The sequence below is a fragment of the Paenibacillus sp. NPDC058071 genome, from assembly GCF_042885235.1.
GTDB lineage: Bacteria > Bacillota > Bacilli > Paenibacillales > Paenibacillaceae > Pristimantibacillus.
Genome location: NZ_JBHVSK010000010.1, coordinates 36,466 through 60,313, shown reverse-complemented (window position 1 = coordinate 60,313; position 23,848 = coordinate 36,466). Strand labels below are relative to the sequence as shown.

The following is a 23,848-nucleotide window of genomic DNA, read 5'->3' as shown; positions in this document are numbered from 1 at the left end:
ATTTCAATAACTTGGAACGATTATGAGAAGCTTCCGGTCGGCCCTTTCGACTATACTGAATATAACGAAAGAAATGACAGAAGGAGCGAATACCGGCATGGAGACATTAGAGTTACTGAGGGCGGAGCGAAGAACTTATGAGGTGGAATCGGTCACGCATACTCATGACTATGCACAATTCATCATTCCGCTGGAAGGCGAAATGTCGATGCAAACTTCCTCTGAACGGCTCAAGCTGACAGCGGATACGCTTTTTCTCGTTCCGCCGCATTGCGAGCATCTATTTTTCGCGAATGGTCCGAACGCCTTCATCGTGCTCGATATCCCGTCCCGTCTATTGCCTGCCGCAAGCTTCGGTGAAAAAGAAGGCGGCTTCACGTACCCGTTGACAGGCGAGTGGCGCGGAATCCGTTATTTATTGCACAGTGAGCTAACGAAATCAGACGGCGGGGATGGCATACGTTCGCTATTCCCTTACATTTCACGCCAGCTTGCCGGAACAAGCCGCCTCCCTGCCTCCATACGCTACATTCACGAGCACTATGCCGAGCCGCTAACCGTTCAACGGCTTGCCGACATCGAGCATTACAACAGATCGCACTATTCCGATTGGTTTCGAAAAACGACCGGGCGCTCCCCTTCCGTCTATATCCAGGAGCTGCGCGTTCGACAGGCAAAGGAGCTGCTGCGCGAAACGGACTGGCCCATTCTCCAGATTGCGCTGCATGTCGGCTTGGAGCATCAAGCTTCACTCACGCGTCTGTTCCATCGATTCGAAGGCATGACCCCTCGGCAATACCGCGACGCGTCGCGTTACAAGCTCTAAGCGACATGCGGTTAAAAAGACCCCGAACGCGGACAAAAGCGGCTGCGCGTGAGCTTGTAAAATGAGTAAGTGCGCAGTAAATAGATAAAAGCGCCAAACGTGCTATTGAGCGATAGAAGGAGGATACTGTCTTTGATTTCGATAGACGACTTTGAAAAACTGGATATAAGAATTGGAACAATCCTTGCGGCGGAGCCGTTTCCCGAGGCCCGCATACCGGCGATCAAGCTGCGCATCGACTTTGGCGATCTCGGCGTGAAAGTCTCGTCGGCCCAAATTACGCGCCGCTATCAACCGGACGAACTTGTCGGCAGACAAGTCGTCGCCGTCGTGAACTTCCCGCCTCGGCGGATCGCGGGCTTTAAATCTGAAGTGCTTGTTGTGGGAGGCATCCCGGGCGAAGGCGATGTCGTGCTGCTGCGTCCGGACGAGAAGGTGCCGAACGGCACGCCGGTGCATTGAGGAATTTGAGAAGAAGAATACTAACGAGCTCCGTTTGAGGAAACTAGTTAGACATTAAGCTAAGACATTAAGCTAAGTCATTAAAAAAGCCGAAAAGACAGCGTAATAGACTGTCATTTCGGCTATTTTCCTTCATCATTGAGAGATAGGAGCATAGGCTACTCCGTCCAGCATTATAAGGCAATCCGAATCAATAAATTCAGTCGTTGAGGTCATTCTAGCTGGGAAGCGGTCGGTTTCAAAGTAATCACAAAATACCTTCTCCATTTCGGGCAGATCCTTTATGTTTTATAGAAATACATTGACCTTCACGACATTATCGATAGATGCATCGCATTGGAGAAGCGTTTGTTTTAAATGTTCAAAGGTGTCGTGCATCTGTTCCGTAAATGTTTCACCAAACCCTCTGTGCAAGCCTAAAAATACATAATCCCCTGCGACAACTGCTGACGAATAACTGAATGGCGTTAAGATTCGTTTTACCAATGCCACATCTCCTTTATTTTATAATCCTCAATCACATAATAGAACATACGTTCTCTATTTGCAATAAAAATGACGGTGCAAACGATTGTCGGTTTGCACCGTCATTTTTCATGTCAAATTATTCTCGGTATCTCAACGCCTCAAACGGAAGCCGTTCGGAAAATCCTATCAGGCTTGTTTTCAAGAACCGTAGACCTCAAAATCATACAACGAGTAACCGTAGCTTGTGCCTCTTGCGGAGCAAAGAATTCGAACGTATCTGCCGGTTTTGGCGGCAAAGCTGACGTCATCGATTCCGCCGTCGCCGGTTGTAGTGGAATAGGCGTCTGTCCAAGAGGAGGTGTTCGTCGATACTTGGATTTTATAGCTTTTGCCGTAAGCAGCCTCCCAGTTCAGCTTCACACGGTTGACGTTCTTGCTGGAGCCGAGGTCGACATATATCCATTCATTATTGCTGCCTTCAATGCTCGCCCATCGGGTGGAAGAATTGCTGTCCGTCGCTTTTCCTGCTTCGAAGCCCGTGCCTTCAATCGAGCTGGCGACGGCCGGTCTGTTCAGCGCGAGATTGCTTGAGACCGGTCCTGAAGCCGTCGTCGCAGAGGCGGTATTGCTATTGCCGGATACGTTGCCGGCCGCATCTACCGCTTTTACTGTATAGCTGTAAGCAGTGGAAGCCGACAATCCTGTGTCGCTGTATGACGTTCCTGTTGAAGTGCCGACTTGCGAGCCGCTGCGGAAAATTTGATACCCGGTTACGCCAATGTTGTCCGTCGAAGCGCTCCAGCTCAAATTAATTTGGCTGCTGGATGAAGCGGCTGCGCTTAGATTAGCTGGCGCCGTCGGCGGCTGTGTATCGGTCGGAGTCCCTCCGCCGCCAGCGGTCGGCTTCCACCAGTTGCCCGAAATAAACAACATATTCAGCAGGTTATAGGAATCGCTGAAATAGTTTTCTTTCTTGTTCTTCATCCAGTCCCAGCCGGCGTTAACCCATGCCTGATGGGAGCTGTTCGTCGTCGCTGCCGAGATGAACGGAGAGACGAAAACAGCCGTCGCGTAGGAACCGGTGGCCGTACCGTTCAGCTTGTAACCGTCCTTAATGCTGCCCGGCGTGCCGCCTGTTGCGCCTTTAATCCAGACAGCCATTTTGTTGGCAATATCCCGTCCTCTGGTATCGCCGTACAACGCATAGTCCATGACGATGCGAAGCGGCACACGGCTCGCATTATAATAATATTGGTCGGTTTCCGGAAATTCGTCCAAATAGTTTTGAGGAGCCGGTGCAGGCGGATTGTTGACGACAAAATCGGAAATAAGACCGGTGGAAGACGAGTAAGTAGACGAGAACTGATTGTACACGCTGTATAGATTGTTAATGACATTGAGCCAGGTTTGGTCGTTCGTCACTTCATAAAAAGCTCTCAAATGCGACAGCATCCAGTCCGAAGGACGAGTGTTGAGCGCACTTTTCGAATCCCAATCGCCCAGATTGAGCCGATTATTCGTCGTCACATTGCTGGATTTAATGGCATTGATCATTTTAGTGGCTTCTTGCAAATAGTTGACCGCTCCCGACGAGCCCCACTGGCGATCGGCCAAAATTAAGGAGTAGGCAATGTCTAAGTCGCCATCCGTTGCCGAGGAGAAATGACCTTGCGCGCTGGCGCTGTCCGCTACAACCCACCCCATCAGGTTGGAGTTGGTCGAGCTTTTGAAGGCTCTGGCCGTCTTGAACAGACCGTCATAAATCGTTCTGGCATTGGCGTCGTAGCCGGCCATCAGGACGGTAATAACCATGCCGTAGCCTTGGCCTTCCGAGGTGCCTAGAGGCGTGAATCCTTCGGCGCTGCCCGTAATATCGCCTTTGACGTAGTAACCGCCCGGAAGGGAGGACAAATTGTTTTTTAAATATTTCCCTTTCCAATAATCGTAGTAGCTGCTCACCGCGCTGTTCATGGCGGCTTGGGTTACATGATTCGGCTTAATGATTCCCGAGTAGTTCACCTGCTGCGGAAAAGGCTTCAGTTCGCCTGCGGCGTAAGCTTTCTGCTGCAGCGGAGCAGCCATGCTTAGGAGAGTCGCAAGAAGGGCAAGGCAGAGAAGCATGAGGCCAATCGATTTCCATTTCGATTCGGTTGACGATGCATTGTACAATGTTATTTCCTCCTTAAGTTAGGTTGGATAACAAACTCGCGCCTTGCAACGGCCCTCCTTTCGATAACAAGTTTTATAAAATTAAAGCGCTTTAACTTTCGGACTAAAAAAAAGCGCCATGTGATAAGGAATTTTCCCGGGCTTCTTTTCGTCGCATGCAGATAAAGTATAAGCGCTTTAACTTTAGAGGAATAAAAAAAGCGAGTCAAATCCATAATGGCCGCTCCAACAGCAAGGTCCAGGCTGGAAATGATTTCGCTATGAATTTATCACAATCATTTCCCGTCTGTCTAGAACCAATTTTACAAGATCTAAATATGGGACCTTAGTTCGATCTAACGACCAAGGCGATTGCTTTCATAGAAACAGCTGCTGCGTTCTTGTCGCTCATCCTAGATCACAACTCTCTTTCCCAGTTGCCCCGAAAGCAAATCGAAACCGTAATCTCGCTCGCCATGGAGTGGGGATGGTGCCGCTTCGTTTGTCCTAGCGCGCAAGTGACGATAGTACATGCTCTTCTAACAAGCTTAAAGGCTTCATCGTATCCTCGTAAATCTCGCTTGTAATCGCTATTACGATCTTATCATGAGGAATCATGCAAATGTACTGTCCGCCGTAGCCAAGTGCAAAAATCATTTTATTGTCGCTTGTCAAAATTTCCTCGTTATCAAGCGCCTTTATCCACCAGTGATATCCATACTTCCCTATATGCTCATAGGTCGAATAATACGGAGCAGTCGACTTCTCAACCCATTCCGAAGAAATAACCCGCTTATTGCCGTACATGCCTTTGTTCAAAAAGAGCAGCCCGATTTTCGCCATATCTTCCGTCGTTAATCTTAAACCGTCAGCTCCGCGATTGATCCCTCTATTATCTTCTACCCAGTCAAAATTGGTAATGCCCAACGGTTTAAATAAATAGGCTTCGGCAAACGCAATAGCGCTCCTGCCGGTTGCCTGTTGTAAAATCGCTGTTAATACGTGTGAACAGCCGGAGTTATAGTTCATTTTATCGCCAGGATCGTCTAGCAGTTCTCTGTCCAAAACATACTTCACGATGTTCGGGCTAAACACCATTGGCGCAAAATAGTTCCATTCCCCAAACTCCGGCCAATCAAAGCCCGCAGACATCGCGAGCAAATGTTCAATGGTGATCGATTGCTTTCTTGAATCCGGTTGTGCGTTTATCCATTCTGGAAAGTAGCGGCTAATGGGTTCGGAGATGCTTCTAATCGCTCCTTGATCAATAGCAATTCCAATAAGAGCAGATAACACACTCTTCGTACAAGAATTTATTTTTTGAGCATTGTGCCTAATTTTATTGTTTCGATAATATTCAAAAAGCAGTTCATTGTCTCTTATAATAAGGCAACTGTTTAGTTTAACCTTGCGTATCGCTCTCTCAAATGGCTCCAAATTCATTCGATTCATTTACTCATCCTTTGTTCTAATCGGCTCACATCACGCCGGCATTAAAACGGACCAGCTTCTGCGTCCAATAATCAATTTGATAGGTTCGCTTGAGCGGCTTCCTGCTTCTGTTGCGGCTGGAAGCGCCGCCTGCTGACGCGGCCGCTGCCATATAGCCCTGCAGCATGACGCTTTCTTCGGTCCCCTTGAGCTTTTGCTTGGCATGGTACAACACCATCTTCACCGCCGATACCGTGCTTGAGCTCGCTTCAGCAATTTCCTTATAGGTGTATCGGTACACCACATACAGAATCAGCATGCGAATTTCCCGTTCGGACAAATATTCCGTCATCCATTCCAATGTCGTACGAATGGACACATAATCCGCCGACTGCATGACGAATTTCATATTTTCAATCGGCACCGTTGCTGTCAGGCCTTTATTTTTCCGATGCTGATCAATCCATATATTTCGGGCGACCGTCATGATCCAGCTCTTGGATGGAGCGGCTTTCCCCGTCTTCTTAAAATGTCCCAGCAGCCTAAGCAGCGTCTCCTGATACAAATCCTCAGCATCCCATTGGGATGTGGCCATATAGCAGCAGTAGCCGTACAGATCATTCAAATACGGAGCTATTGCCCGTTCAAATCGTTCCATATCCATATCCGTATTCAAGCCGGTTCCTCCTTTTGTCCCTCCCTGGCCGAATCAGCCTCTCTCTGTTCTGAATCGGGTCCAAATATAAGGACAGGGCAGGATACAGCTCGCGCTGAGTTGCACCCTGCCCTGACTCTTTATTTTAGAATTTCTACCTGATCGGCATCCTTCAATTGGTGCTGCCCGCTTACGACCATTTGTTCATTTTCCGAAAGCCCGGATAAGACCTCCTGATAGACCCCGTTTAAGCGGCCAAGCTCCACCTTGCGCTTCTCTGCTTTCGTTCCATTCAGGACATAGACGAACGTTTCATCGCCGTCCCGGATGATGCTGAGCGACGGCACAGCAACGACATTCTCTTCATCTTCCGTCGTCAACTGTACATGCACCCGTCCTCCCGGCTTAATGGCACCGTTCGGGTTATCTGTTTCAAGCTCCATGGCATACATTCTAGTCTTCGGATCGGCGAACAAGTCGAGCGAATTGATTTGCGCCTTCAGCTTCGTGTCCTTGCTGTCCGGGCTGTAGAATACAAGCTCCTTCTTGCTGCGAACGAGAGACGCTGCCTGTTCATTCAGCTTCACTTGAATGACGATACGGTCTGTGCGCTGCACAATCCCGACAACTTGACCGCCTTGGAGATAGGTCCCTTCGCGCAGAGACATATTCGTCAATACACCGTCGGAAGGAGCTTTAATCACATAGTCGCTGAGCGCCAGCTGCAGCTCCTTGAGACCGGCTTCCGCAGAGGCTACCTGTCCTTCTAGTGCTGTATTATTATTAGACGTATCCATGTTTTGAAGCTGTTGTTTGAGCAGTTTGACCACATCAGCCGCTTTTTCCGCCGCTTCGTCATCCTGGTTGACACGCATTGCCTTATAATTCTGCTCTGCGTCTTTAATTCTGCCCAGCAGTTCTTCCCTTTGAAGCTGCAGCGCTTTTTTGTTTGCCGAGAGCGCTTCTTGAGAGAGCTTCAGCTGCGTTTTTGCACTGTCAAGCTTCGTGTCGGCACGCTCGGAGCTGAGCCGTACAATGACCTCATCCTTTTTTACACGGTCTCCATTTCGTTTGACTCGATCGATCACTTCGCCATTGGCTTTCGTAATCAAGTCGAACTTCACAGCAGCCACCACTTCTCCGATCTGCTCGCGCGGATCGCCCATGCTGTGTCTGGCAACCTGTTCAACTTTCACCTGCTTGAGCCCGTTCTCCTCGGTTGCCGCATTTTGCTCCGCGGCCGCCTTTTGCGGCTCGTTCGTCGATACGCTTCCGCAGCCGGCTGCAAAAATCGCAGCCGCTGCCAGCAATGAAACTAATTTATATTGAAAGTGTGTTGATTTTCGCTTCATGATCGGTTGCTCCCCCTTCTTATACTTCAGCCTTAACTTTTTTGGCGGGCTTTGGCTCTCGATTTCTCCAGTCCGAGAGCTTCTGCTTCCACAGCTCCAGCGTCTCGTATATGACAGGTACAACGACGAGAGTCAGCAAGGTCGAAGATATCAAACCGCCAATAACGACAATCGCCAGCCCTTTCGATACAAGCGACGCACCGCCGCTATCCGAGTGGAACAGGCCGATAGCGAGCGGAAGCATAGCGGCGACCGTTGCCCCGGCTGTCATAATGATCGGGCGAAGCCTTACCATTCCCGCTTCCACAATGGCGTTGCGAACGGTCATGCCTTCGTGAAGAAGCTGCTGAGCCCGGTCGAGCAGTACAATCGCATTCGTAATAACGATACCGATCAGCATCATAAATCCGATCAGAGTCGTGACGTTAAGCGTCTCACCCGTGATCAGCAATCCAATCAATCCCCCGATTACCGCTAGCGGCAGGGTGAACAAGATGGCAAATGGCGTACGGGCATTGCCGAATGCCAGAACCATGATCAGATAGACAATGCCGATAGCGCCTGCCATTGCGACGAACATCTCGGTAAAGCTCTTCATAATATCATCCGTAACGCCGCTCACCTGCGTGCCTACGCCTTCTGGAAATTGCAATTTGGCGAGTTCAGCGCTAACCAGCATACTAACGGCCGCTTTGTTTTCTGATTTAATGCTTGCCGTAATTTTCACATGCTGCTTCAGGTCTTCACGGTTCAAAGCTACCCGCGCTTGTATTTCCTTGATGTCCGCCACTTCATTGAGGTAGACAAGCTGTCCTGTAGGCGCTTGAATTGGAATTTTTCCGATCTGCTCCAACGAGTTTTTATGATGCTCTGCCAATTGCAGAGACGTCTTATACAACACGTTGTCAAATCGCAGGCTTCCAAGATCCTCTTCCCAGATCCATGCGCGCACGGCGCTTTGAATTTGAGCAACGCTTAGGCCGAACTGCTGTGCCTTCGTTTGGCTCACAGCGATATTAACCTCTTTTTTGGCATCGCCCATCGTCGATTTCACACCTGTAATTTCAGGGAAATCCTTTAGTTTTTCCATGACCAGCTGAGCTCCGTGCTCAAGCAGCTCCTGATCGTCTCCTTGCAAGGCGTAGGAGAAATCCGTCGTTCCGAAGCCGTCCCCGCCGCCAAGCGATTCCTCGCTCAGCTCCGAGCCTTTCGGAAGCATCGCATTAATTTTTCTCACATATTCCTTGCGTACTTCCTCGCCACTCGAATGCTCATTGACTTCAGCCAAAATCTGAGCTGCGTATGGCACCTGATTGTTCGAATCGTTATAGCCTACCAACGATTGATAGAATACAAATAATGGCTCGCCCTTCGAATCCTTGGCCTCTTGCAGCAGCTTCTCAATCTGCTGAACCTGCAGATCCGTGCTTTCAAGTGCGGTTTCGTACGGCAGTTTAATATTGAAACTAATCTGCTTGGTTTCTCCTCCGTCAGGCATGAAAGTAAGCGGAATAAACGGCACGGTGCCGATAATACTTACCAAAAAGAAGACAATGGCAAACACAATGGTTTTGATGCGATGAGTCAGACTCCACAGCAATATTTTTTTATAAAAACCATTCACTTTGCCGTCCGTATGCTCGCTATGTCCGCTTGCGCCTACTTTTCTCAATACGAGAAGCTTGCTCAGCATCGGAATAACGGTCAATGCGACTAAGAGCGACGCCATCAGCGCACAAGAGACGGTAATGGCAAATGGACGGAACAGTTGTCCGATGATGCCCGATACCATACCGATTGGCAGGAATACCGCTGCGGTTACGAGCGTGGAGGACGTAATCGCCATGGCAACCTGCTTGGTCGCCAGCAGAATGACAGATTCATTCCTTTCCTGCGCCTTTTCCAACTGGCTGTACACGTTCTCGATAACAACGATACTATCGTCGACAATCCGTCCAACCGCTATGAACATGCCCCCTAACGTCATAATGTTCAGGGTGATATTAAAGGCATGCATTAAAATGAGCGTCAGCAGAATCGATAGCGGGATCGATACAAGCACGATTATGGTCATCCGCACATTGCGCAGGAAGAACAAAATCATCGCCGCAGCGAGAATCATGCCGATGACGCCTTCCCGAAGCAAGCCGCTGAGCGAGCTTTTGACATCATCTGCTGTATCGTAAATTTTCTTGAATGAAATGCCCGGGTACTGCTTTTCCCATTGTTCCATCAGCTTGTTCGCTTGTGCAGAGAAATCCACAACGTTAGCGTCGCTAACCTTGTATAGATGAATCCCGATCGCAGCCTGGCCGTCCATACGGGAAATATATTCCGAATCGGTAATAGACTTGATCTCGGCTACTTCTCCTAACCGAACGATCTGGCCGCTGCCGTTCATAATTTCCATGTTTTTGAAGTTGTATAGACTTTTCATATCGCCGGTAATACGCGCCATCTGGGTTTTACCGTCAAATTCAACCGTACCGACTGCGCCGTCGACCAAATTGGCTCTAATCGCTTGTGATACTTCCATAGGGGACAGTCCGTAAACGTTCAGCACATCGACATCCAGCCGGATATCCAGCTTGGTCTCCCGTTGTCCAATGGAACCGATATGGTCTATTCCGTTAATCGACTCAAAGCCCGGTTTGACAACATCCTTGTACAACTTGTCTAGCTCCACCTGGCTCATGTCTTTGGCATTCAATGCCAAGTAATAAGAAGGTACTGAAGAAAATCCGAAGGTTGCTGCTTTGGGCTTGCTCGCGCCGTCAGGCAAAGGAAGGTCGGAAAGCAAGCTTTCTATCTCGCGCTTCTTCTCCTCTTCATCCTCGCTATCCTTCAATTTCACGATGATGCTGGAAACATTATCGCTGGAAACCGATGAAATCGACTCCACGCCCTGCAAATTATTGATTCTTTCTTCTATGGGCTTGGTGATGTCGTTCATGACGTCCTGAGGCGACGCAGCATATGTAGTCATAATCGATACGTAAGGAGCTTTGATACTCGGCATCATCTCCATCTTCAACGAAGATCCCGAGAACAACCCTATCCCAAAAAGAAGCGCAATCATGATGATCATGGCTGCTACTCTTCTCATGGAGAAGCTTATTAAACTATTCAACCGGTTAACCCTCCTCCTATCTATTTGCGCTCATTATAGCTATCCAATGTGAATACAGTGTGAACCAAGACTGAATAGCTCTGCCAAACTTTTGAATAAATTGTGACGATTATACTTAATGATCTTTTCGTTCTTTGGGATGATCGGGAATGATAACGGTAAACATGGTACCTTCGCCGGGCTTGCTTTTGACAAAAATAAACCCTTTATGCAGAAGAATAATTTTGCGGACAATGGCCAGGCCGAGCCCGCTGCCGGATTTGGTCTTGCTGCGAGAACGATCGGACTTGAAAAACCGGTCAAAAATCCGGCCCAGATCCTCTTCGGCAATACCGATTCCCGTATCGATGATCCGGATCTCGACCCGATCAATCCTCTTTTTACAAGTAATTGTAATTTTTCCGTCTTTGGGCGTAAACTTGATGGCGTTGCCGATTAAATTCGTCCACACTTGAATAAGCTGGTCCCGGTTGGCTTGTACGCGGATGGCAGGAAGCTTGATGTCGATATCGATTTCCTTCTCCGACCACTGCGGCTCCAACGATAAAACAATTTCCCGAATTTGCTCATCCAGATCGTAAAATTCCATACTGAACGGGGCGCTGTTATTATCCAGCGAGGCCAAACGCAGCAGGTTATCGCATAACCTGGACAGACGTTCGCTCTCCGATTGAATAATCGTCAAAAAGCGGTTCCTGTCCGCTTCCGACATTTGCTGATGCTGAAGCGCCTTGGAAAACCCGGTAATGGAGGTTAGCGGCGATTGGATCTCGTGGGATACGTTGGAGACAAATTCTTGACGCATGTTCTCCAACGTTTTGATTTCCTGCGTCATATAGAGAAAGCTTTGGGCAAGCTCGCCAAGCTCATCCTTGCGGTTGCCAAGCTTCAAGGATATATTAAAGTTCCCTTTGGCAATGGACTCCGTCGCACGTTTCATTTGCAGCAATGGCTTGACCAGGTAGCGGGCTGCAATGCCCATCAACAGCGTACCGATGACAAGTGCAAGCCACATCATACTGTTCAAAACCTGATCGTAATACCCGAGATCATCATCCGGGCGTGATTCTAGAACAAGGGCTAAAGACCTGTCTTCTATATCGAAAGGCAACCCGACCAGAAATTGTTTGCTGCTGCGGTAAATCCCCCCTGATAGTATGCTATCTATAAATTCGCTGCTGTCGAGCTCATGCTCCTCTCCGCCTTTCCTTCCCCCTTCGTAAATGTGATTGCCTGCTTGATCATAAACATGCAAAAGAAGGGTATGAAAGTAGGGCATGCCTTGCATGACGAAATTGACTTCTTCCACTCCTTTTTCCTTATACATACGGATAATATCCTGACCGTTGCGGATAAGCTTCTCATTCTCGGAGTTAATAATATATTTCTGGTAGGATAACGCGACCGCATAAGCGGAGGTAACAAGCGCCAACGCGGTTACGGCCAAATAGGCCAGAATGACCTTGACGTAAAGCGTTTTGATCATGGCTTCATCTCCAGCTTGTAGCCCAGCCCGCGCTTTGTCACGATCACGAAAGGCGCTTCTTCATCGGGAAACCGTTCCCTAATCCGTTTAATATGTACGTCGACCGTTCGGTCATTGCCGTCAAAATCAGCCCCCCAAATCTGGTCGATCAACTGATTGCGGGTAAAAATTTTACCCGGAGCGCTCCCGAGTTTGAACAGCAAATCGAACTCCTTGAGGGGAAGCGAGGTTGTTTTCCCGTTCCAGTCTACCGAATAGCGCTGTTTGTCCAGCACTACTTGACCAAGCTGCACCTTCATCGAGGACTGAATCAAATAGCGCTTGAGCAGCGCTTTCACCCGCACGACCAACTCCAGCGGATCGAAGGGTTTGACCATGTAATCGTCGGTACCGAGCCGGAAGGCGCGAAGCTTGTCCTGCGTCTCCCCTTTGGCGGAGAGCATTAGCATCGGCAGGTCGGAATAAAGCTGACGAAGCTGCTCGCACAGCTGCCAGCCGTTCATATGAGGCATCATGATGTCGAGAATGACCAGATCCGCCTGCGTTTGCGAGATGATCTCCATGGCCTCCAAGCCGTCATTGGCTTCCGTTACAGCGTAGCCTTCCGCTTTCAGATAAAGATGGATTAATTCTCGTATATCCTTGTCATCGTCTACGACTAGTATTTTTACCACGTGTGTTCCTCCTAGGTTATTGAGCGCATGAGCACTCCCTGTACTTCCCATCTCTATACGAAGATGAATGCAAATGGGACGCAATTTACTTTTTTCATTATAGCTGTGAGGCGAGTTGATCTACTTCTCATTTAATGCTCTTAGATAAAAAGACAATTCTCTTTATTTCTTTAAAACCATTCTTTATATAAAACGCCTCTGCCGGAACTCCCCGATCCGTTAGTAACGTAATATTTTCTATCGCTTCTTCCTTTAACATCTGATCGAGGTAGTTAAACATTCTTGTTCCTATTCCTGTCCTTTGTGTAGCCGATCTGACACACATTTCATGAATAAAAAATTCATCTGCACTCCACCACCGCTTACTAATCCCAAATATAAATCCGTTAATGGTTCCTTCTTCCTCTGCAACGATTCCTTTAAATCCTGGAGCATGAATATAATCATTCAAATAACGTTCAGCCTTTTCTCGGGACCACTTATCGTTCCATGGCTCACTATTAAAAACCTCAATAAACAAGCTAATGCACCGTTCGAAATCATCTAACAAGTAACTTTTAATATTCATTAATTCAGCTCTTTTCAATATGGTATTAAGTATACGAACACATCGTGTTTAAATAGCCTTTTTGGAAGCATGGCTTTTATTATACTATCAAATGGAAGATTCTGACGATAACAAAAAACAGCCTAGTGGCTGTCCTATGTCTCTTTCTGCAGTTGGTTGCGCTCATTCTCTCTCCTTGCAGCCCGGTCCTCTTCTTTTAAGCGAGGGCACTCATAGCAATAGCCCATTTCATGATCCAAACAGTACGCTAGGCAGCACGCTGCTTTCATGAATACCTTCTGTTCTGGAATCATTAGATGCTCAATATAGGTGCGCTTGATCGCAAATGGATTTTTACGAAGTCCAAATGCGCTAGCTTCCATACCATATGTAAGCAGTTGAAACCATTCGTTAATCCTTGTTCTACCCGCTTCATCAGACGCTTCAGACAATTCCTCTTGCAATTGCGGATATAGAGCATTCATAATTTGTCCCCATAATGGAATCAAATGTATGTTGGCTACCTGAGATAACGTTTGGATGATTGGCGTTACCTGTTCTCTATAAAAGCAGTCTAGCAGTTGCTTCCGCTCTTCCATACGGTCCTTGTCCAACGGCTTAATCAATGCCACTTCTTCGATCTTAAATAAGAAAAAGGGGTAGTGTTCACCGGTACATAATTGTACGGTTAGGTTAGACAAGGACAAATCTAGAAGCTGAGTATAGTTACGATAGAGCATGTGCTGCATCGCACCGCATACACCTGCATACCAGCTCATAAAAAAAGCTGCCGTTGTTGAACGCTCTCTTGCTTTAATAAGCGCACCATAAGCATCGATCAGCTCTTCCATGCGATCAGGCTTTAATAAATCCAATGCGGGGATAGTAAGCACAGTGTTGTCATTTGCATGCAAGGTGAGATAAAAGTTTTCTTCCAGCAGTTGAAAATCCACCATGCTCACTGTATCCCCCATTATTTTCATTTTTTATTTTGTTCAAAAGCACGTACAACGTCATCGATGGCATGCAAATCTGCTAGTGGAGACATCCCTAAGCTAAACCATTCTTTTCCGCCCATCATATGAACCTGATTTTTCTTAACAGCGGTCATGTTTTTCCAAAGCGAAGTGCTTAACATTTCTTCGTATCGGTTTTTCACTTCATCACTATCATCATCGAGCTGCAAAATAATATGGTCCGGATTGTATGCTGGCAACTTTTCCAAGGAAATCGAGAGACTGCGTTCATGCTGCGGGAATTCTTTGATTGGCTTAAGACCTAACGTTTTATGAATAAAGCTGCCGCGATCAATATTTTCTCCATAAATGACAATCTCTTTGGCCATGATCATCATGTACAACACCGTCTCATCGCCAACTAAGGAATGAAGCTTCTCTTTCGCTTCCTTTTCTTTCACCTGTAATTCTGCAATCACTTTCTCAGCTTGCTCTGATTTGCCAAGCACGTCAGCTATATCCCTCAGTTCATCTCTCCAATCGTCACGCTGTGGCAATAACACCGTTGATGTGATTTTTGAAAGCTGATCATAATCCTTATCCGCCCACCAAGTAGGAGCAATAATGAGATCTGGCTCGGAAATCAGAATTCTCTCAAAATCAGGCGTTTGTGCAATCCCCATCTTTAATGTATCTTTAAAGGCATCCTTCAAATAAGCAGGAAACTCATCATGATAGTTTTGGACAGCAACCGGTGTAACACCAAGCGCATACAGAAATTCAGGATAAACAACCGATAACCCTATGACTCTTTTAGGATCTACCGGGATGCTAACGTCACCTTTCAAGGTTTGCAGCACACGTTGCTTTGGAACGGAGTTTTCGTCTGTCCCACTTGTATCATTTTTAGGCGTTTCTGCATTTGATGCTCCACAGGCTGTGCTTACTATCATGGTTAGTACGATCATTACCGCTGCAAAAAAACTTCGGTGCTGCTTCATATTCTATAATCCCCCTGAATGTGAGTGATAGGCGATAATCCTCAATTAAAAATGATTATCATTATCTGTTAATAGGAGTATAGATGAATTTGCATCCCTAACATATTGACAATACCGACATTTTTTTATGCACGATCAAGCCACAGCTTTAAAACTTCATCCAACATGAGGTCATGAGTAAACGCTGTATACTCGATCCAAGGATAGGATGGAAGAAAATCCACCTTATTGTTTTGAACAGCCTTAAGACTACCCCACTCTTTGCCCTTGAGCAGTGTTCTCCAGCTTGATTGAACTTGTGAATCCTCATCTACAATGAATAATAAACGGTCCGCATCCATATCCACCAGTTTATTGACCGTTATTTGCTCGTCCAAGCTTAACCGAGTGACGTCTTGTGCAGACAGCATTTGCAAGTCATCATAAAATACCGTACCTACGCTCCGATTGCCTAAAGCATAAAAACGATCGGCCGTTATTCTTACAAGGAGAAACCTATCATCCTTAATTGCAGGCCATACCTGTTCTCGTACAAAAAGAGCTTTTTGCGCGTACTTTTTAAGCCATGTCTCAGCCGCCTCTGTCTTGTCTAGAAATTGCGCAAGCATGCGTAGATGTGTGCGCCAATCATGATCCGACCACGGCACGAAAAAGGAAGGGGCAATTTCATTGAGTCTGTTTTGCTCATCGAGCGGCACCATCGAATCAATTCCGATAATAAAATCCGGCTCTGCTAAGTGAATTTCTTCTCTTTTGATCAAAGGGTTAGAGCTTAGGGGCAGTAAAGCATCTATTTGATACTTCCGCTTGTAATAATTCGTCCATGGGTGATCGGCTGGAGCCGCATATGGGATGATTTGCAGCGCAATGAGCTGTCCAATGTTAGGAAAATCGTAGGCAATAATTTTTCTTCTGCTATTTTTCATAAATTCCGCTGGCGGTACACCCGCTATTTGTTTGAATTTGCGCCGAAAATAAAGATCATCCTGATAACCAACATAACGAGCAATATCCCTCAGCCGATTAGGCCCGCCTGACCGCATTAGACGTTGAGCCTGTTCAATTCGAAAGACAGCCAAATAATCAATGGCACTGCAGCCATACTTTTTCTTAAATAATCGCATAAAATGACGGGTACTAATCCCCGCCACCTTAGCCAACTGATCAATTGTTAACTCTTGTTGATAGTGCTGCTCAATATAGCTTTTTACATGCTCAAGCGCTGATTCAGAATCATTGTCTTGGGCAGACAGAGCATCATGCATGAGATTAAATAATAGCTCCTGAAACAAGATTTGACCTCTAAACCGAGTTAAATGATCCTGCTTCTGAAGACATTGGCGTATCTGTTGGCATAAAGAAATAATAGCGATCGGAGATTTCGCGGGAACCTCTCCCTTTACCGGAAATCTGCTTTTCCCTAAGGAATGCGTTGCAGGCTTCTCACTGTCTATAACATCAAACCGCATATAATAAAAGCCCCGCTCGTCCAATGCATGTACAGCTGCTTCAACGAGCTGACCAGGCGTACAGATGTGCACATTTCCTTGACGAAGCTCGATAAACCTTCCATCAACCGTTAGCTGTCCTTGACCGCTAGCAGCTACAAGAACAATATGGGACTCGAGAAATTGCAATCGTAGATTCCATTTATCTTGTTGATTATTTACGTACGCTATATCCTTAAGCTTAAAGCTCAGTTCATCAAGCACGGCATAATCCTTTTGTTTCTTCTCCAACGAATCATCCAAGCAAGCTCACCGTCCTTCTTCCAGCTAAAAGCATTGTAGCGTAGAACCTAGGACGTCGCAATTTGGAATTGGTTCTTTATTTGAATAAGCCCTTCATGCTATTTCGTTTCAATACTATCCCCGTTGGTTTAAATTGCTTTTATTGTTTCAATAACAGGTTGTGTCTCTACCGAGACATTACCTGCTAAAGCTCTTGAAATCATACAGGACTTTTCTGCCTTATACACTAGCACCTCTGCTTTACGCAATTCTGCCTCTGTTGCATCACTCTTGAGCACAATCCGAGGTTTGTGTACGATCCGTTCGTATGTAAATACGTTATTCGTTACATCTACAATCGCTTCAGACTCCAGTGTCAATTCCTGTGGTGTAATATTTGTTCGTTCAAGCATTGCCGCTAAGGTAATCAGATAACAGGTTGACGCTGCCCCCAAAAGCATTTCGTCAGGATTAGTACCAGTTCCCGGACCACCCATCTCCTGTGGAATCGAAATGTTTGTTTTTAACCCGCCTGCATCGATATGCCCTTCACTATTACGTCCACCATTCCATACTGCTTTCAGGTGAAAAGGATGTTTCAACTTAATCATTCCTTTCAATAATCTCCGATTTAAGTCTGTAGTAATTCAAACTCACTCTATAACCCCAACCCTATCCACGCGAATCGAATGACCAGAAGCAATCCCCAACTCCCTTTGCATACTGCTAATTGCTTCTTCTAACTCCTCTTTCATAAAATACACAAATGGATTTTTCCAAACAGACTCCACTTTTAACGAGTTCATTTGCTCGGGTTTAATCTTAGGGAAGTTAAACACCCATTGCTTAATATAATCTTCCGGTATATCCGATTTTACATTCTCCCCAATGATATCTAATACTTTCCCCCATTGAGAAATACCTTGATAAGCCCCTAACTTCTCTAGTATTTGCTTCATTACTTGCTGCTGCCGATCGTTGCGCTCGAAATCGGATGACTCCTTTGTTCCTTGATTGGATTTGCGGTATCTTACAAAATCAAGCACTTGACCGCCATCTAGTCTTTGCAATCCTTGTTTTAGATTAATATTAGTCCCATCATATGTATCCCTATATTTCATGTCCATATCTACATCAATTTCTAGTCCGCCTAGCAGGTCCACTAACTCGGTTAACATTTCAAAATTAACCACGACCATGTAATCAATGGGAAGTCCAAATACATCGCTAAAAAATTTCTTCGTATTCGGAATCACTTCTGCCTTGTCTTTTATGTAATGGTGGGCGTAATAATAATTGGCTTTGCGGGAAGGCAACGATTCCGGTTGTATTAATAAATCCCTTGGTATCGATAAAAAACTAGCGGATTTTGTCTTCGGATTGAAACTGACTAGCATAAGCACATCCGTATTCATCATCCCATCGCCGCCTTCTCTGCTGTCTACTCCTGCAAGAAGAAATAATATAGGGGTATCCACCACGTTGTTCACCTTATTTCCTTGTAAAAACTCATTACCTTGAACAGAGGAGTTGACGGAGATTTGATGCAATGCATTCTCCGCTTTCTTGTATAAGTACCCGATATGAATACCGACAACTAATGTAAATGAAGCTAAGACAAACAAGGCGATATTCATGATTTTACGGGTTTTAGTCTTTTTACGTTTTTTCATAAGCTCTTCCTCTCTGTTTCATGAACGACAACTTCATCTTTATGAACTTTGATGCTAAGCACGATTCCGATCGCAATCATATTCGTTAGTAATGAGCTTCCTCCATAGCTAATAAAAGGCAGTGAGATGCCTGTAAGAGGCAGCAGACCGATGTGCATCCCAATATTAACGGAAACTTGAAAAATAATCATGGCGATGAATCCCGTTACCATGTATGCTCCCGCACGATCTCTACTGTCATAAGCAATATTAACCATACGATATACGAGTGTTAAAAATAGAAGCAGCAGCACAGCAGAACCGATAAAGCCATGCTTCTCTCCAATGACTACATAGATAGAATCAGAATATACATAGGGAATAAAGCCATTTTTAATGAAATTCCCTTCACCGCCTGTTAATCCACCTGAACCTATTGCGATTTTTGCATTTTGGACATGATAGGTTTTATTCGGGTCGCTGGTTGGGTCCAAAAATGCCTCTATTCGTGATAATTGATGCGGCTTGATTAGACTGGATAACAGCTCGAAATTAGCATAATACAACCAAAGCACAGCGCTTATCGAAACAATTACACCTCCGACAATAATAAGCATATATAGAAGACGGATATTACCCATCCAGAGCATGCTAAGTAAAATACCAACAAATACAAGTGCAGATCCTAAATCTGGTTGTTCTAATATTAAGAAAAAGGGAATGAAGAAAATAATGCCGACTGGAACTAAATCCCGTATAAACCGAAGTTCGCTGCCCTCGCGTTTTCCAAGGATATGGGCGATAAGTATGACGGTGCATATTTTAGCAAGCTCAGATGGTTGAAGTTGAAAACTTCCTATACTTAACCAACGAACTGCGCCGTTTACATTTTCTCCAAAAAACTTCACTAAAACCAACAAACCTATACCCAATGCATATAAAATATAAGATAGGCCGCCTAACAGAATCTGATAATCGATTAGTGCGATGATTATCATTGGGATGCAAAATATAGCAAATAACTTCAAATAATTCATGTATATGCCGTCTAATATTGTACCCGCTGTTGCTTCATAGATAGCTACAGTGCCTATCGCAACCAGACATAGGACGATAAAAATCATAGATTTATCTATTTTAGAAAAATGACGGATGACTATCATTTAATGACCTCTATTTTGTTTATTGATGTAGAAATGGGCATCACAAATAATCCGTTAAGCGTCATACACCTTGTTACAAACAAGACTTATGGCCACGGATTAGATCGTTTGTATGTTGAGAAATCACTTTTCTAGATCAAATTGCTCTGAATACACCTTCTTAGAAAACAAATGCAATTGATCTTCCTTTAGCTTATATACATCTAATCCATTTCCCGCTTCACCCAATGACCAGCCAAGCAACAGCTCATTGTGACCATCATTATCTATATCCGAAAATTCAGTATAGTTCAATCCATAACCAAATCCGTTGATTTCAGTAATTTTTTTCCACGCTTCATTTTCTTTTTGAAACAAAATCGCTTTTAATGAATTACCCCTTTTTTTATCATTCTCAAAGACAACGATCGCTTCATCAATGCCGTCTCCATTCATATCCCCAAAGGAAACAGCATCCTCTGCTTCTCCCATAATAGGGGCAACTAGTTGGACTTTATGCGGAAGTAATTCGATTATTTTTTGACTGGCCGTATCGTTGTGCAAATTCGGTTCAGATAAAGGAGGTTTTATTGTATCTAAAGGCGTAGCTGGCACACCGCAACCTGCAAGTAACCCTACTATTGTCAGCGTTATACCTATTTTGATGAAGTTGCTCCGCATGTGCATGGTCAGCTCCTTGCTTGTCCACTTGTTATTTTAACTGTAAAAGCGTTAGAAAGGGTTATGAAATCGTTAAATTTTAATGGGCAGTTCAATTGTAACGTTTGTTCCTTTGCCTACCTCACTTGTAATTTTCAACTGCCCGTGATGCAAATTAACAATTTGATTCGAAATAGACAACCCTAGCCCGCTGCCGGACGACTGTTTCTGCCCTTTATAAAATTTTTGCAGTACGTAATCTAGTTCTTGCTCTTCTATACCTACTCCAGTATCTTCAACTGTAATGACAATTTTTCCTGGAATGGTGTGGGCCGTCATTGCAATTTGCCCAGCTTTACTTGTAAACTTGAGCGCATTATCAATAAGATTAATCATAACCTGCTTCAAACGATTCTCGTCAGCTTGAATAAGAGGCAGCGGCTCATCAATTTTTAATGTAAGATGGATTCCTTGTCTAGTCGCTCTTGGTGCTAGCTGCCTGCCAACATGCTGCAAGAGCTCTGCTGGATTAACTGTTGCGAATTCCAAAGAAATTCGTCCGTTATCCAGCTTGGAGAAATCTAATAATTCATCCACCATATTGGTCAATCTATCGCCTTCTGATTCAATAATCTGAAGCCCGTCATGCAGCAAAGGCTGATTATTTCCCCCACTTGCTTTCAAAGTGATCACCCAGCCTTTTATGGAGGTGAGAGGCGTCCGAAGCTCATGCGACACAGAAGCGATAAAATCATTTTTAAGCTGCTCGTTTGTTGAAATTCGACTTGCCATCATATTTAAAGTATCAGCCAATGAGCCGAGCTCATCCCGATAACGCTTTTTCACGCGAACATTGAAGTCTCCCAACGTCATCTGATCTGCTGCCTGTTTTAAATCTTTAATTGATTTTGTTATCGTTGAGGAAAGCAGTAACCCAAGTACCGTAACAATGAGAATGACAAAGAGGCCTACTCCAATAAGCAGCCATGTAATTTGATTAATGGTATGAATAGTTTCGGTTAGAGAGGTAATAAATCGAACTTGTCCAACCATGCTATGATTAGATTCTAATGGAGAAGCAACAGCGAGGATCGGTTCCTTTGTTGTCGGATTTTCTCCTCTCCAAACACCTATTTGTCCCCTCATGGCAGCTTGCACATCTTTATAATCAGACATCGATATAGGAGGTTGCTGCAGTCCGCTTGAGTCCTGTAATAGTTGTCCTGTTGCGCTAATAATCTGCACCTGTGCCTCTGATCGATTAGCGAAACCTTTCAGCAATGCTGCTGCCTGTTTCTCTAAATCCTCTTCCGTAAAGTATTGTTGGAAAAAAGAAGCCGATAACTCCGCCTGATTTTTCATATTTTGCTCTATATTATGATAATAATAATATCTAACAGAAATATTAAGAAAAACCTCAAGGATGAGAACCGTAAGAACGATAACGACAAAATAACTTCCTACTAATCGCTTCTGAATTCCCATTTACCCATCCTCCTTTCTCCAGCGATATCCGATCCCCCATACTGTCTCCATATAACGCGGATTAGAATCATCATCCTCAAGCTTTTCTCTTAACTTACGAACATGAACATCAACAGTCTTAGGATCTCCAATATAGTCTTCTCCCCATACGAGATTCATCAACTCATTTCTAGAAAGTGCTTTATTAGGGTGCTCAAGGAACGTTTTAACGAGCTGAAATTCCTTTGGCGTCAATTCGACACTAAGATGATCCTTGAACACCTGATTAGCATTTAAATCTATTCGAATGGCCCCCGATTGCAAAACGGTTTGAGGCGGCTGCATATCCTTTTCTGTACGGCGCAAAATGGCTTTAATACGCGCTACTAACTCTAGCGGATTAAAAGGCTTGACCAAATAGTCATCCGCACCAATCTCAAGTCCTTTAATTTTATCTAAATCCTGACCTCTTGCTGTTACCATAATGATGATGACATTAGCATCTTTCTCTCTTATCTTCTGACAAATCTCAAAGCCGCTGGCATTTGGCAACATAATATCCAAAACAATAACAGCCGGACGATTACTCTCATAAGCTTGCAATGCTCGCTCTCCATCGGCAGCTTCACTCACTGAAAAACCATTATTCTCTAAATTTATCGTGATAAACCGTCTAATATTGTCATCGTCCTCTACAATGAGTACATGATTACGGTTAGAATTCTCCAAGAATATCACCTCTATATCCAAATTGCCATCAGATCAATGGGAAATTACATGAGGATATTAATCTAAATAGAGGTGCTTGTCAAAAGTGCAGTCAGAACGGAAAACAGTGCATGACTTGAAGTAAGGGGAAGCGCTGCGGGTCAGAGGGTTCTTCCGATCGCCTGCGACCACTATCGTTTCTCCAGAATCCCTCTGCCCCTGCGCTTTTCCTCACTTTTCCACCTTTTACTTCAAGCACTGATTTTGAATTTGTACTCTTTTATCCAAATAAAAAAGCTCCTACATCCGTAGAAGCTTTGAATAATTGATTCACGCGAACATCCCATCGTTTAAAACACCTACATGTTATTGCAGTACATACCCGCCATCGGTAAATAAAGTCGTGCCGGTTGTATAGCTGTTGGTCATTAGGTAAATAACCGAATGAGCAATTTCACTCACATCGCCAACACGTTCTAACAGCGTCATACCTTCATACGCCTCGTAGGCTTCTTTACGGTCCTTCTCCGTTCTTATCGTACCAGGAGACACGACATTGACTCGAATCGATGGCGCCAACTCGACAGCAAGCGCTTTGCCCAAGCTTTCAATGGCTCCATTACATGCAGCATAAGAGGCGGCGCCAACTATAGGTCTTTGACTCGCTGCGCCGGACATAAGAACGATAGATCCGCCTTTGGAGATATAGGGGACAGCGTATTTTGCAGCATAGTATTGGGGCCAAAATTTATTTTGAAAACAGCTCTCCGCTACCTCTTTCTCTGAAGTAATCGGCCCAAGCACATAGGCTGCTCCCGGAGTAAACAAATGATCAAAGTGACCAACTTCACGGAAAAAGGATTGAAGTGAGTCCTCATCTTTATTGTCTACCTGTAAGATTTGCAACAAATCACTGTTGATGGCGGATTGAGCCTGCTCTAGCTTTTCTAGCGACCGACCGGCAATCACGACCTGCGCCCCTTGGCTAACGGCTTCCTTTGCTGTGCCCAGCCCTATTCCAGTACTGCCTCCTATAATAACAACACGCTGATTGGTTAGATTCATTTTTGCGATCTCCTTCTATTCCGATATGTTTAGAACAGTACTATTCTAACATATCTATTATTATAGATGAAACTTTTCTCTGGCGGAGTAATTCATGAAGAAATGTGAATAGTAACTACTGATTGCTCTACTTTCAAAATCGCACTCACTATATCCTAGTAGTATTAATACCCGTATAAACAAGCATCTGTCAGCATCGCACAGTACCCTGTATGATGTGTTTAGCTTCATTATTTTCACAAACAGCACGGGAGCCTCCATTGAGTTCCCGCATTTAGAAAGGTGGAGAAA

The 23,848-nt window shown here is 45.1% G+C and carries 21 protein-coding genes and 1 pseudogene; 2 read left to right on the top strand and 20 right to left on the bottom strand.

The window, feature by feature from the left end:
• The first annotated feature begins 97 nt into the window (after positions 1-97).
• Together ACFVTB_RS17285 and csaA are read left to right on the top strand one after the other, a co-directional pair.
• The gene (locus ACFVTB_RS17285) at positions 98-826 is read left to right on the top strand and encodes a helix-turn-helix domain-containing protein (RefSeq protein ID WP_387751587.1); all 729 of its coding nucleotides are present in this window, start codon (positions 98-100) and stop codon (positions 824-826) included.
• 132 nt (positions 827-958) lie between these two features.
• On the top strand, positions 959-1,288 hold the full coding sequence (gene csaA / locus ACFVTB_RS17280) for a chaperone CsaA (RefSeq protein ID WP_387751585.1): 330 nt from the start codon (positions 959-961) through the stop codon (positions 1,286-1,288).
• 288 nt (positions 1,289-1,576) lie between these two features.
• Here the strand turns inward: csaA and ACFVTB_RS17275 are convergent, their stop codons facing one another.
• From ACFVTB_RS17275 to ACFVTB_RS17180, 20 genes and pseudogenes are all read right to left on the bottom strand, one after another.
• Positions 1,577-1,774 carry a RidA family protein gene (locus tag ACFVTB_RS17275; protein WP_387751582.1) on the bottom strand — a complete coding sequence of 66 codons (198 nt, stop codon included), beginning with the start codon at positions 1,772-1,774 and terminating at the stop codon, positions 1,577-1,579.
• A gap of 180 nt (positions 1,775-1,954) precedes the next feature.
• Positions 1,955-2,680, bottom strand: coding sequence for a discoidin domain-containing protein (locus tag ACFVTB_RS17270; RefSeq protein WP_387752036.1), 726 nt, complete (start codon positions 2,678-2,680; stop codon positions 1,955-1,957).
• Positions 2,657-3,814 (bottom strand): annotated as a pseudogene (locus tag ACFVTB_RS17265) (family 8 glycosyl hydrolase); the annotation flags it as partial. The pseudogene ACFVTB_RS17265 and the gene ACFVTB_RS17270, both read right to left, overlap by 24 nt.
• A gap of 597 nt (positions 3,815-4,411) precedes the next feature.
• Positions 4,412-5,347, bottom strand: a complete 936-nt coding sequence (locus ACFVTB_RS17260) for a serine hydrolase domain-containing protein (RefSeq protein ID WP_387752033.1) — start codon at positions 5,345-5,347, stop codon at positions 4,412-4,414.
• Between the two features lie 34 nt (positions 5,348-5,381).
• Positions 5,382-6,011 carry an RNA polymerase sigma factor gene (locus ACFVTB_RS17255; protein ID WP_387751579.1) on the bottom strand — a complete coding sequence of 210 codons (630 nt, stop codon included), beginning with the start codon at positions 6,009-6,011 and terminating at the stop codon, positions 5,382-5,384.
• A gap of 119 nt (positions 6,012-6,130) precedes the next feature.
• Entirely contained in the window at positions 6,131-7,342 is a 1,212-nt protein-coding gene (locus tag ACFVTB_RS17250; protein WP_387751577.1) for an efflux RND transporter periplasmic adaptor subunit, read from the bottom strand.
• Between the two features lie 19 nt (positions 7,343-7,361).
• Positions 7,362-10,472, bottom strand: a complete 3,111-nt coding sequence (locus tag ACFVTB_RS17245; protein WP_387751574.1) for an efflux RND transporter permease subunit — start codon at positions 10,470-10,472, stop codon at positions 7,362-7,364.
• Between the two features lie 115 nt (positions 10,473-10,587).
• Positions 10,588-11,958, bottom strand: a complete 1,371-nt coding sequence (locus ACFVTB_RS17240; RefSeq protein WP_387751571.1) for a sensor histidine kinase — start codon at positions 11,956-11,958, stop codon at positions 10,588-10,590.
• Positions 11,955-12,683 carry a response regulator transcription factor gene (locus tag ACFVTB_RS17235; protein WP_387752030.1) on the bottom strand — a complete coding sequence of 243 codons (729 nt, stop codon included), beginning with the start codon at positions 12,681-12,683 and terminating at the stop codon, positions 11,955-11,957. The genes ACFVTB_RS17240 and ACFVTB_RS17235 overlap by 4 nt, the downstream gene beginning before the upstream one ends.
• Positions 12,684-12,759: 76 nt before the next feature.
• Positions 12,760-13,200, bottom strand: a complete 441-nt coding sequence (locus ACFVTB_RS17230; protein ID WP_387751568.1) for a GNAT family N-acetyltransferase — start codon at positions 13,198-13,200, stop codon at positions 12,760-12,762.
• A 134-nt stretch (positions 13,201-13,334) separates the two neighbouring features.
• Positions 13,335-14,135: a hypothetical protein gene (locus ACFVTB_RS17225; RefSeq protein WP_387751565.1), complete on the bottom strand. Its 801-nt coding sequence runs from the start codon at positions 14,133-14,135 to the stop codon at positions 13,335-13,337.
• A 23-nt stretch (positions 14,136-14,158) separates the two neighbouring features.
• A complete protein-coding gene (locus ACFVTB_RS17220; RefSeq protein WP_387751563.1) occupies positions 14,159-15,136 on the bottom strand; it encodes an ABC transporter substrate-binding protein in 978 nt (325 codons plus the stop codon).
• Between the two features lie 125 nt (positions 15,137-15,261).
• Entirely contained in the window at positions 15,262-16,887 is a 1,626-nt protein-coding gene (locus tag ACFVTB_RS17215; RefSeq protein WP_387751560.1) for a helix-turn-helix domain-containing protein, read from the bottom strand.
• A 128-nt stretch (positions 16,888-17,015) separates the two neighbouring features.
• Complete coding sequence (locus tag ACFVTB_RS17210; RefSeq protein WP_387752027.1) at positions 17,016-17,468, bottom strand: OsmC family protein; 453 nt, start codon at positions 17,466-17,468, stop codon at positions 17,016-17,018.
• A 51-nt stretch (positions 17,469-17,519) separates the two neighbouring features.
• Entirely contained in the window at positions 17,520-18,539 is a 1,020-nt protein-coding gene (locus ACFVTB_RS17205; protein ID WP_387751558.1) for an LCP family protein, read from the bottom strand.
• Positions 18,536-19,681 carry an FtsW/RodA/SpoVE family cell cycle protein gene (locus ACFVTB_RS17200; RefSeq protein ID WP_387751555.1) on the bottom strand — a complete coding sequence of 382 codons (1,146 nt, stop codon included), beginning with the start codon at positions 19,679-19,681 and terminating at the stop codon, positions 18,536-18,538. The genes ACFVTB_RS17205 and ACFVTB_RS17200 overlap by 4 nt, the downstream gene beginning before the upstream one ends.
• Positions 19,682-19,804: 123 nt before the next feature.
• Entirely contained in the window at positions 19,805-20,341 is a 537-nt protein-coding gene (locus ACFVTB_RS17195) for an FG-GAP repeat domain-containing protein (RefSeq protein WP_387751552.1), read from the bottom strand.
• Between the two features lie 72 nt (positions 20,342-20,413).
• Positions 20,414-21,805 (bottom strand): sensor histidine kinase, encoded by a 1,392-nt coding sequence (locus ACFVTB_RS17190; protein WP_387751550.1) that lies wholly within the window; start codon positions 21,803-21,805, stop codon positions 20,414-20,416.
• On the bottom strand, positions 21,806-22,513 hold the full coding sequence (locus ACFVTB_RS17185; protein WP_387751547.1) for a response regulator transcription factor: 708 nt from the start codon (positions 22,511-22,513) through the stop codon (positions 21,806-21,808).
• A 345-nt stretch (positions 22,514-22,858) separates the two neighbouring features.
• Complete coding sequence (locus ACFVTB_RS17180) at positions 22,859-23,566, bottom strand: SDR family oxidoreductase (RefSeq protein ID WP_387752025.1); 708 nt, start codon at positions 23,564-23,566, stop codon at positions 22,859-22,861.
• Positions 23,567-23,848 lie beyond the last annotated feature (282 nt).

Bases quoted from the DNA above. Each gene is read 5' to 3' on its own strand.
- ACFVTB_RS17190 (WP_387751550.1), bottom strand. From the start codon at position 21,805: ATGGGAATTCAGAAGCGATTAGTAGGAAGTTATTTTGTCGTTATCGTT.
- ACFVTB_RS17200 (WP_387751555.1), bottom strand. From the start codon at position 19,681: ATGATAGTCATCCGTCATTTTTCTAAAATAGATAAATCTATGATTTTT.
- ACFVTB_RS17235 (WP_387752030.1), bottom strand. From the start codon at position 12,683: ATGGGAAGTACAGGGAGTGCTCATGCGCTCAATAACCTAGGAGGAACA.
- ACFVTB_RS17225 (WP_387751565.1), bottom strand. From the start codon at position 14,135: ATGGTGGATTTTCAACTGCTGGAAGAAAACTTTTATCTCACCTTGCAT.
- ACFVTB_RS17285 (WP_387751587.1), top strand. From the start codon at position 98: ATGGAGACATTAGAGTTACTGAGGGCGGAGCGAAGAACTTATGAGGTG.
- ACFVTB_RS17230 (WP_387751568.1), bottom strand. From the start codon at position 13,200: ATGAATATTAAAAGTTACTTGTTAGATGATTTCGAACGGTGCATTAGC.
- ACFVTB_RS17260 (WP_387752033.1), bottom strand. From the start codon at position 5,347: ATGAATTTGGAGCCATTTGAGAGAGCGATACGCAAGGTTAAACTAAAC.
- ACFVTB_RS17205 (WP_387751558.1), bottom strand. From the start codon at position 18,539: ATGAAAAAACGTAAAAAGACTAAAACCCGTAAAATCATGAATATCGCC.
- ACFVTB_RS17195 (WP_387751552.1), bottom strand. From the start codon at position 20,341: ATGCGGAGCAACTTCATCAAAATAGGTATAACGCTGACAATAGTAGGG.
- ACFVTB_RS17220 (WP_387751563.1), bottom strand. From the start codon at position 15,136: ATGAAGCAGCACCGAAGTTTTTTTGCAGCGGTAATGATCGTACTAACC.
- ACFVTB_RS17250 (WP_387751577.1), bottom strand. From the start codon at position 7,342: ATGAAGCGAAAATCAACACACTTTCAATATAAATTAGTTTCATTGCTG.
- ACFVTB_RS17240 (WP_387751571.1), bottom strand. From the start codon at position 11,958: ATGATCAAAACGCTTTACGTCAAGGTCATTCTGGCCTATTTGGCCGTA.